This is a genomic window from uncultured Methanobrevibacter sp., assembly GCF_937906425.1.
Lineage (GTDB): Archaea > Methanobacteriota > Methanobacteria > Methanobacteriales > Methanobacteriaceae > Methanobrevibacter.
Genome location: NZ_CALCYR010000189.1, coordinates 1 through 11,032 on the forward strand (window position 1 = coordinate 1; position 11,032 = coordinate 11,032).

An 11,032-nucleotide genomic window follows, 5' to 3' on the forward strand; every position below is an offset into this window, starting at 1 on the left:
ATCTAAAAAATAATTAAAATCTTTAAAAAAAAACTATAAAAAAAATAATTAAAATAAAAAAATAGAATGAAATAGAATAGAATAAAATAAAAATAAAATAAATCGGATAAAATAGAAAAAATGAGAAAAAGATTCAATTAAGACTCATCTTCCTTATAGAAAGGTTCTCTATTATGAATTCCCTTAATGAACTGATCAATAAGTACTTCGTCATCAGCACCGTCCCTTATCAAACCAACAATATCAACCAGATTGTCATTTCTAAGCAAACATGGCTTAATCTTTCCTTCAGGAGTGATTCTAAGTCTTGTACAATTCTTACAGAAATTACTATTGTCTACAGGGTGAACAACCTCAATCTCTCCACCATCAATGAAATATTTCTTACGGTCCTGCATAAACTTCCTAACCTTAATATCATCAGCAATTTCAGCCAAATGCTTTTCAAACTCATCCAGTTTATAATGGTATTTGCTGTTGAAATCATTGTCATCACAGCTGTCAGATTCAATAATCTCAATCAACTGCAATATTACACCATGCTCCTTTGTAAATTCAAACATGTCAAAAATTTCATCATTGTTAATATTATTCATGATTACCATGTTTATTTTAACTGGATACATACCAACTTCACAAGATTTAAGGATTCCGGATTTAACCTTCTCCAAAAGAGGTTTGCCTACAACCATTTCATAGGTTTCAGGATTAAGTGTGTCTAAACTGACGTTAATTCTATCTAAACCTGCATCAACCAAATCCTGTGCATACTTGTCTAAAAATATACCATTGGAGGTTATTGAAATGTCTTTAAATCCAAGACTGTTAACCTTTTCTACGATTTCTACAATGTCTGTTCTTACCAAAGGCTCTCCTCCGGACAAACGGATCTTTTCAACACCAATCTTCTTGGCAATTCTGCAGATTTCGTAAATTTCATCAGGAGTCATTTCAGAAGAGGAATCCAACATGCCATCATGATGGCAATAAATACAATTGACATTACAACGATTTGTAATTGAAAGCCTAAGGGATAAAATAGGTCGTTGGTAATCGTCTCTTACTTTATCTTCCATGAAATCACTCCTTTAATTTTTTAAACGGATAATTAAAAATAAAAATTAAAATTATGATAAATTAATCTTTTAAAAATGTTTTTTTAAACAAAACTTATTTAAACAAAATTATGATTTAATAATAAAAAAATTTTCTTAAAAATGTTTTTAAAACAAATATATTAAGTATTATGAAAAATAATGAATTTATTCATTATTATCTACGGTTATTTTAATGTCTTTAAATTCTTTTACTCCATATTTGTCTGTTTTAATAGCTCTTAACATTCCTAAAATAGTTTCTTTAAGAAATTCATCAGTAAAAGCATTTAATTCAATGTCTATACCATTAATGCTTAAACTGACATATTGTTTAAAGTCCTTATCTTCTCCCATAAAAATCACCTTAAAACTTATTATAAAATACCTAATTTTTATTTGAGCAAATATATAATCTTAATAGGGTTTTACTTAATAATGATTAATAATCTTATTTAAATTTAGATAAATAATTCTATTATTCTTATTTTTTATAAATAAAGTTTAAATCATTTTTCTTTTTTACTCTTTATTGTAATGCCAACATTAAAAATCATTTTTCTTTTTTACTCTTTATTGTAATGTCAATATTACTGTAGTCCTCCACCCCAAATTCATCTGTTTTAAGTGGAGTTAAAATTCCTAAAACAACCTGCTTGATGTAATCACTTACAAACTTATTCAATCCGATATTTACACCATCAATAGCCAATGAAACTTCTGCCTGGGTTTCTGGATTGTAATCCAATTTTCCACTTGCAAATGCTTGAGCAATTAACTTTGCATCATTATAACCGCATTCATCTACAAACAATGTATCTATAATATCAAAGGACCGTTCTTCAACAAGATCTACCAAATCAAGAATCTCATCATCTGTTATTTCAAAGGAATTTACTGTTTTGATTGTATATTCGTCTTCAACTTCAGGACATGTTGCTATTTTGGCATAATGATAGGACTTGAATCCTTCAATTACAACAAAATCAGGATTGTCAATAAGCTTTATTAAAAACAAAAGCCTTTCAAGATCCATTCTTTGATTTATGTTAAAGTAGGTTCTGCCTCCAATTCCCACTACAAAATCAGAGCCGGATTCCATTTGCTTGTAGGTATCGGTTCCAACATGATCCATTTCCATCTGGTGATGAGAATGCTTTATGCTTGCCACTTTAAAATCTCGGTTAACCAATTCTTTTATAATTTTACCAGTAAGGGAAGTTTTGCCAGTATTTTTTAAACCTACAATAGAAATTATTCTCATACCAAACACCAAAAAGTTTCTAAACAAATATAAACCAATGAATGAACTAAAAATAAATGAATAAAGAATAAAAATTTAAATTTTAATAAATTTCTAAACCAATATACTCCAATAAATGAACTATAAATAAAAGAATAATTGATAAAAATTTAAATTTTAATAAATTTTTAAAAGTATTCCAATTATAAATTTAATTTATTTAAACTACCTTATAAATAAAATTACAAAATCGCTTAACTTAGAAATTAATTGGTAATAATACAAACAAAATTATGAAAAATATTATGCAATTGTTTCTTAAAATTAGCAAAAATTCCGAATATAATAATTTAAAAATTTCAAAAATAGCTTAAATAAATTAAATTTAAAAAAATAATTTTAAAATAAGGATTCGAGCGATAAAATTATGAATCAAATGAGGTGACTTACTTTAAAATTATTAAAATAAAATAAAAAAAGGTAAAAATAGTTGATTAATTAAAATAATTTAATTAAAACTATTTAAACCAAAATCTAAACTGAAAGTTTAATTTTAGTATTGTCTGTAAGATTTGGCACCGAATTCTGTGAATGGCAATGGTTCCTCATTATCGATACCACTGTAGTAACCGAAGATATCTCTAACTTTTTGGTTTACAGTAGCCCATACTTTGGAAACAGGAATTTCACAAGGACAAACTTCAGAACATTGACCACAGTTGGTACATGCATCTACCATGTGCACCATACGAGTTAAGTGGAAGAATGGAGCTGCAGGAGTGTATCCACCAGGTACCCATTCAGGACCTTCAGCTTCAAGACAACAGTCATCACAGAAACAGAGAGGACATGCTTCACGGCAACCGTAACATTTCATACATCTGGAGAATTCTTCCTTGTATTCAGCAAATACTTCTAAAATGTCTCCGGAAGTTCCAGCAAAGTCTTTTTCTCTTTGTTTCATTGCTTGTTTAATCATGATTCCGTCAATGTTAGCACGGATTTCAATTCCTTTTGGAATTGGTTCTTGGGTTTCGATTAAACCGGAACCAATAACTTTTTCCAATACTTCTGCACCTTTTTCAGAACAAACTTCTACGAAGGTAGCCTTTCCTGCAAGTGGTCCGATAACTCCCCAGTTACCTAAAGCCAAATCAGCATTGGTAGGGATGTTCATCATACATCTTTGACAGTTTTCTCTTCTACCCATACCTTCTTCTTCCAAGTCATCAATCTTGAAACCTTTTTCGCCTTCAGCGGTTTCCATGATGAGTTTACCTTTAGAAATTTCTTCCTTGATAACATCAGCAGGGTCTAATTCGTAAACATCACGAATCATTTTCATAGTTGGTACAGGAGGCATGGTTCCTCCACAGTTTACACCGACCATGATAACGTTTTCTTCAATAACTTTCCTCTTTCTCATTAACTCTTTTAAGGTCATTGCGTCACAAGGTTTTACAGTAACTGCAATTTTCATATCTCTTGCACCATCGAGGTATTTGGATACGAATTTTGCTAAGTTTAAAGTACCGCAGTGAAGGGATCCAGCAGATTTAATTACATCTTTAGGGTCAGTTATGAGAATAGGTTTTGCGTCGTATAAATCAGCGGATTCTTCTACAGCTACAATAGCATCTACAATACCTTCTTCGAGTAAGTATTTCATAATGGTAGTTACTACACCACCGTATTCACCTTTTTCGTAAATTTGCTCATTACCTGAGTAAGCATAAAACATATCATTTACATTTACAGCCATATTATCTACTCCTTAATCATTCCCTCTATTGTATTTTTTCCACATTAATAGCACAAGCTTTTAATTCAACCATTTTACATTTAGGGTCGAAAGAATCGGAGTTGGTTAACATGTTAGCTGCACATTCAGTAAAGTGCATAGGAATGTTTACGATACCTTTCTTAATATCGTCAGTAACACGAGCAGGAATTTCAATTTCTCCTCTTCTAGAGTAAGCTCTTACCATTTCATTGTTGATGATGCCTCTTTCTGCTGCATCTTCAGTATTGATTTCAATAAATCCAGTAGGTACTTCGTTATCTAAGGTTTCACATCTTCTGGTCATTGCAGCGTGATAGTGGAACAAGATACGGGTAGTAGTTAAGATTAAAGGATATTCTTCATCAGGCACTTCTACAGGACCTCTGTGTTCTAATGCTTGGAATACACCTAAACCGTCTGGGTGAGCAAATTTATCTTTGTGCATTAAAGGTTCACAAGGATCTTCTGGGTCAAGACATGGCCAGTGGACACCTTCAGGTTTGAGTAATCTTTCGTGGGTAATACCGTAGTAGGATGGAGCAAGTTCTCTGATTTCTTCCCAGATTTCTGCTGCATTTTCGTAGTGGAATAATTCTCTTGGTCTTCCCATTCTGACAGCAATTTCTTCCATGATCTTCCAATCGAGCATGGTTCCTTCAGGTGGTTCTTGAGCTTTACGTAACCATTGAACTCTTCTTTCACCACTGGTAAAGGTACCTTCTTGTTCACCCCAACCTGCTGCAGGCAATACAACATCTGCTTCTGCTGCAGTATCGGTTAAGAACAATTCTTGAACGATTAACATTTCTAAGTTTGCAATAGCTTCTTTAGTATGCTTAATATCTGCATCTGAGAGTACAGGGTCTTCACCGTGGATGTATAATACTTTTAAGTCACCGGAGTGAGCAGCATTCATCATTTCAACTAAAGTTAAACCAGGAGTAGTTGGCAAGTCCATTTGATAAGCGTCTGAGAATTTTTTGGTAATCTCAGGGTTTACAACTTTTTGGTAACCTACATAGTCAGAAGGTAATGCACCCATATCACAAGCACCTTGTACGTTGTTTTGTCCTCTTAATGGGTTTACTCCTCCACCAATTTTACCAACGTTACCAGTTAACATTGCTAAGTTAGCGGTGGACATTACGTTATCTGCACCGTGAGAGTGTTCTGTAATACCTAAAGAGTATACGATAGCTGCATTTCCTGCTTTAGCATATTCTAAAGCTACACGTTCAATTTGGTCAGGGTCAGCTTCAGTAATTTTTGCAACGGTTTCAAGGTCGTACTTCATTGCAACCTCTTTCATTTCTTCGTAACCTTTGGTTCTGTTTTTAATGAACTCATCATCTTGCAAGTCGTTTTCAATGATGATTTTAATCATACCGTTCATTAAAGCTACATCAGTACCTGTCTTGAATTGCATGTATTCGTGAGCTAATTTTGCGGTAGGAGTGAATCTAGGATCAGCTACAACTAATTTTGCACCGTTTTTAATAGCTCTGATAATTTTACGACCGAATAATGGGTGAGCTTCCATGTTGTTGGAACCGATACAGAAGATGAAGTCAGCTTCTTCAATACTGTCGTAACCATTGGTACTTGCACCTGAACCGAAGGTTGTTGCAAGACCAGCTACAGTAGGACCGTGACAGATACGTGCACAGTGGTCTACGTTTTGGGTACCACATCCAGCTCTTGCCAATTTTTGGGTAATGTAAATGTTTTCGTTAGGGGATCTAGCACATGCATAGAAACCTAATTTGTTAGGGTCAGTGTCTGCATATTTTTTAAGGGTGCTAGCTACTAAGTCTAAAGCTTCATCCCAGGAAGCTTCTCTGAATTCACCGTTTTCTTTGATTAACGGAGTTGTTAATCTGTCTGGGTGATTAATGAATTGGTATCCAAAGTTACCTTTTGGACATACTTTACCTTCATTAACTGGGTGTCTTTTCCATGGTTCGACACCTATGATTTTTCCATCTTTGACCACAAAGTTGATACCACATCCAGTACCACAGTAAGGACAAATAGATGGTACGTATTTTATCTCAACCATTTTATAATCTCCATAATAAAATTTAAGATTTTTTAAAAGTTCACATATTATCAAAAAGCCTAACATTGCTTAAATTAGGTTTATTTAATTTAATAATTTTAAAAAACTAAATCCCATATTTAATCCTTTCAAAAATTATATTGTGAATTGTGTTTCATATACATGAGTATACTTTTATTGTGAATTGTGATCAATTATTGAAATCCAATAAAAGCTATTTGACAATAATAACAAATTGCATTATTATTTAAATAATAATCTTGAATAAGTGAATTTAAACCATTAATATAATAGGATTAATGATTTAATGATGTCTGAAAATGCATAATCAAAGCATATTGATTTTATGCAAAAACAAACATGATAATAAAAACATGATTTTATTCATAAACAGAAAGTTTAAAATCTTTTTAAATCAAAAATTTTAAAAATCTATTTTTTCTAAAATTTAAAATCCTAAAAATTAAAAATTTTAAAAATTATTTAAATTAAAATCATGTGTAAATTTGTAAATATAAAATATCTTTATAATAATAAGATATTATAATATTTTTTTGCAAAAAATATTAAAAGCCTTCATATTTCATATTTTTAGTAGGAAAAATATTAAAATCCTTAAAAATCATATTTTGTGGGAAAAACACGACTTTTATAAAATATTTTTAGTGGGAAAAATATTAAAATCCTAAAATATTTTTAGTAGGAAAAATATTAAAAGCCTTTAATTTTTATACGAAAATCCCATAGATTTTAAAAATCCACAGCGTTCAACCATAAAAGATTGTTAATAACTTATTGATAAATTCAGGTTTCATAAAATATCAATAAGTTACAATCTAAATTGGAAGATTACATATAAAAAATTTTTATATATAACCAGTTAAATTTTATCGATTTAATCAATAACTGTTATAACTATCTAGTCACGTAAGTATACGAACCAGTAAGCACATGCTACGAATACAGCAGCACCGACAATGTTACCTAAGGTTACAGGAATTAAGTTATTGACGAAGAATTGTGTCCAGGTTACAGGAGATCCTAAGAATATACCTAATGGTATAAAGAACATGTTTGCAACACTGTGCTCAAATCCAATACATACAAATGCCATAATTGGGAACCAAATTCCGAAGAATTTACCTACTACATCGTCAGCAGCATTAGCTAAGTATACAGCTAAACATACTAACCAGTTACAACCGATACCTCTGAGGAAACATTGTACCCAAGTTAAGGAAGCAGTAGATTTACCAGCTGCCATAAAGGTAGCTCCACCTAATGCTTTAGTGTTAGCAATAGTAATTGCACCTGCGGAAAATGCTTCAGGTACCATAATACCGGTCATGTAAGCAAGTACATATGCTACAAAGAGAGCACCAACTAAGTTGAAGACCCAACTTCCTACCCAATTTTTGAGTAATCCTACAATATCAGTTTTACCGTCTAAAAGACCCATAGTCATAAACATTACGTCACCAGTGAATAACTCAGATCCACAGATAACTACCATAATTAAACCTACAGGGAACACTGCCCCGAATAATAATTTAGAAATACCTACAGGAACTCCACCAGCAATAGCACCAGTATTTGCTACTTCTGCAAGTAAACCTCCGAATGCAATATATGCACCTGCTAAGAAACCTAAAATAGCAAGTTTTAAAATAGGCATTTCACCTTTTGCGGTAGCTGCAGATGCAACTGCTTTTGCAGTATCTGCAGGACTTTTAAAAGAACTCATGATATCTCAACCTCTTTTTTTAAATTATCCCATATAAAAGTTCAATACTCCCATGAAAAAATTTCAATAAGAGAGCATTAATTATAATTATTTATCATTCATATAAAAAGACTTTGCTATTAAAATCAAAAGAAAAGACTTATATATGAAAAATGTTCACCATTTCTAAGTAAAAAATGATGCAGAACGAAAATAATTTTAAAAAAAATAATTTTTGTTTAATAAAAAATCAAAAAAATATACAATTGTTTAATTTTGTAAGAAAATGGCAAGAATAATATACAATTTTGATTGACCTAAATATTTACGAAATAAAATTGATTTCATATTGATTAAAAATCAAATCAATATCAAATTTTTTTAAGAGAATTTAATAGGAGATATGTAAAAAATAAGGACAATAAACTAATATTACATATACTACAATTCGTAAAAATCATTGAAAATTATGAAAAAATTTATAAAAATTTCCAAATCGATGATAACTTAACTTACATCAGTCAAAAAAATTATCAAAAAATGCGAAAAACACATGAAAAAGTACATTAAAATAGTTAAAAATACGACATGACTATAAAGGGAAAAAACGAAAAAAATTTATGAAAAATTTCAAAAAATTTCATCAAAAAACAGTGAATTTTTATGAAAAAAATTAGTAAAAAATCTATAATGATTAATCATGATAAATTAAAAAAATTATAAAAATTTAGATAATGGCATTAAAAAAAATGTCTAAGATATAATAAAAATATGTATAAATGGCCTTGTTGAAATCCTAAAAATTTTTATAAAAATTTTCTAAAATTACGGATTAAAATAACTAAAATAAATTTTTTAAAATAGGTTTTCAACATCCCCAATAAAATAAAATAATATAAGTTTTTAAAAAAAAAGTTCAAAATAAAAAATTAAAAAGAAGCCTAGAAAAGCTTTAAAACTATAAAAAAAGGATAATATATTTAAATGATAATATATAAAATTATTACTACGATTGTAAATTATATACATATAATATCTATTTTAAGAAAAAACTGACAATCAGCAATGAAAATCAGTCAGTTAAATGTATTTAAATTAAGTCGTTAAATCATTAATCAAATCATTAAACATATTTAACTAGTCAGTTTTTTACATAATTAAGATATTAATTCATTAATAAAAATTTACTCTTAAAAAGGAGGATAAAATGAAAAATAAAATTATAGTATCTTTATTGCTTGTTTTATTAGTTGCTATTTCCCTTTCTGCAGTCAGTGCAGAGGATAATGCAATAGATGATGCTATATCCGATAGCACTGATGCTATTTCAATTGATGACAGTGCTACAGATTCAATAACAGATGAAATTAGTAAAAATAGTGATGGCAAGGCATTAAGTGATATTGGAGGAAACAATATCGTACCGGCTCATACTCAAGACATTACAAATGATAGTGAAATAAAGAAAAGTATGAACCAATATGTTAGCAATAACACTATTGAACTAGAAGGCCTTGTCAATCTCAGTAAAACCAATTATACTGTGGAAATGAACAATCCAATAGTCTTAAATGCTTCTTACAGAATCCATGGAGGAATATTCCACAATATGAATAACCTGGATTATTTCTTTGAGGTGACTCCAAAATCTCAAAACGGTCCTATTGAAGTGGAACTTGACAGTTGTACATTTGTTGTAAAAGGCAATGAGAACATTATGATTGCAACAGGTGAAAACATAACTTCAAGAAATTACATTAACCTTGCAGCAATCACAATCAAGAACTGCAAGATCATTGCAGCAAACAATGAAACAGACATTTCCAATGTTATATTGCTCAATATCAATACTGACAGACCTACAGCAGGCAGCAGCGGTAGAATTTATCTTAGCGCAAATACTTTAAATGGAGCAACAGGATTGAAAATAGGCGACATTATTTATAATCTAAGTGATAGTGACACCATAATCCTTCCAAATGTTACCATAAAATATGACACACATATTGAAATGGCCAACATTACAACATTGGCATATGATCCAAATGTGGACGATATAAGTTATTATCCAATTAAATTAATAGACGAAGATGGAAATCCAGTTGTAGGTCCATTAGTAACAATATATGGAGACCGTATTGATGGAATGCTTATGATAGCAACCGATGAAAACGGTACTGCAAAATTGCCATTGAAATTTAATGAAACTGGATCCGTATATGCAGTATTTGCAGGAAATGACAATTATAATGCTGCTTCAATGGAAGTTGGAACCATAACTGTCAATAAAAAAGCAAGTTATTTAACAGTTAAAAACTATTCCTTCAAAACAACTGCTACAAAAACATTGACTGCTACATTTAAAGACAAAAATGGAAATCTTGTTAAAGGAAGAAAGGTTACATTTACAGTTTATGGCAAAACATATACAGCTACAACAAATGCAAAGGGTGTTGCAAGTGTAAAAATCAGCCTAGTTAGAGGCGGAACTTACACTTACACAGCTAAATTTGCAGGAGATGCTGTTTACAAAACCGTAACCTCTAAAGGAACTCTTAAATTGACCAAAGTTGCCAGCGCTTTAACAGTTAAAAAATACACATTTAAAAAGGCTGCTAAAAAAACCATTAAGGTAACTTTAAAATCCGGTTCCACTCTCCTTAAAAGCAAAAAGGTTAGCATAAAAGTTAATGGAAAAACATTTTCAGCTAAAACCAACTCCAAGGGAGTTGCAAGCATTGTTATTAAATTAACTAAAAAAGGAACATTTTCCTACACTGCTAAATTCGCAGGAGATGTAACCTACAAAGCTAGCAGCAAAGCTCAAAAAATTGTTATCAAGTAATTAAAAAGCAATTTATTTTTAAAAAAGTAATAAGAAACATATTCCATGCATATGCACTTATTACTTACTATTTTTATTTTTTTAAGACAATTTTAAACAATATTCTATTTTTATTTAAGTTCATACAAGTAAAACAAGCCATTTTCAGAACTTTTAAAACTGATTGCCTATTTTTATTTAAGTTCATACAAGTAAAACAAGCCATTTTCAGAACTTTTAAAACTGATTGCCTATTTTTATTTAAGTTCATACAAGTAAAACAAGCCATTTTCAGAACTTTTAAAA

General features: G+C 30.4%; 7 protein-coding genes. 1 reads left to right on the plus strand and 6 read right to left on the minus strand.

What is annotated here, in order from left to right; translation table 11 throughout:
- Window positions 1-137: 137 nt before the first annotated feature.
- The 6 genes from moaA to Q0138_RS05405 all read right to left on the minus strand — a co-directional run bounded on the left by moaA (window position 138) and on the right by Q0138_RS05405 (window position 7,923).
- Window positions 138-1,076 carry a GTP 3',8-cyclase MoaA gene (gene moaA, locus Q0138_RS05380; protein ID WP_297981820.1) on the minus strand — a complete coding sequence of 313 codons (939 nt, stop codon included), beginning with the start codon at window positions 1,074-1,076 and terminating at the stop codon, window positions 138-140.
- A gap of 186 nt (window positions 1,077-1,262) precedes the next feature.
- On the minus strand, window positions 1,263-1,451 hold the full coding sequence (locus tag Q0138_RS05385) for a hypothetical protein (protein ID WP_297981822.1): 189 nt from the start codon (window positions 1,449-1,451) through the stop codon (window positions 1,263-1,265).
- A 196-nt stretch (window positions 1,452-1,647) separates the two neighbouring features.
- Window positions 1,648-2,358 (minus strand): molybdopterin-guanine dinucleotide biosynthesis protein B, encoded by a 711-nt coding sequence (gene mobB / locus Q0138_RS05390; protein ID WP_297981824.1) that lies wholly within the window; start codon window positions 2,356-2,358, stop codon window positions 1,648-1,650.
- A gap of 532 nt (window positions 2,359-2,890) precedes the next feature.
- Window positions 2,891-4,099, minus strand: coding sequence for a Coenzyme F420 hydrogenase/dehydrogenase, beta subunit C-terminal domain (locus tag Q0138_RS05395; RefSeq protein ID WP_297981825.1), 1,209 nt, complete (start codon window positions 4,097-4,099; stop codon window positions 2,891-2,893).
- Window positions 4,100-4,124: 25 nt separating this feature from the next.
- A complete protein-coding gene (gene fdhF / locus Q0138_RS05400; RefSeq protein ID WP_297981828.1) occupies window positions 4,125-6,179 on the minus strand; it encodes a formate dehydrogenase subunit alpha in 2,055 nt (684 codons plus the stop codon).
- 919 nt (window positions 6,180-7,098) lie between these two features.
- Window positions 7,099-7,923 (minus strand): formate/nitrite transporter family protein, encoded by an 825-nt coding sequence (locus Q0138_RS05405; protein WP_297981830.1) that lies wholly within the window; start codon window positions 7,921-7,923, stop codon window positions 7,099-7,101.
- Between the two features lie 1,186 nt (window positions 7,924-9,109).
- On the opposite strand from Q0138_RS05405, the gene Q0138_RS05410 reads away from it, so the two are divergent.
- The gene (locus Q0138_RS05410; protein WP_297981832.1) at window positions 9,110-10,747 is read left to right on the plus strand and encodes an Ig-like domain-containing protein; all 1,638 of its coding nucleotides are present in this window, start codon (window positions 9,110-9,112) and stop codon (window positions 10,745-10,747) included.
- Window positions 10,748-11,032 lie beyond the last annotated feature (285 nt).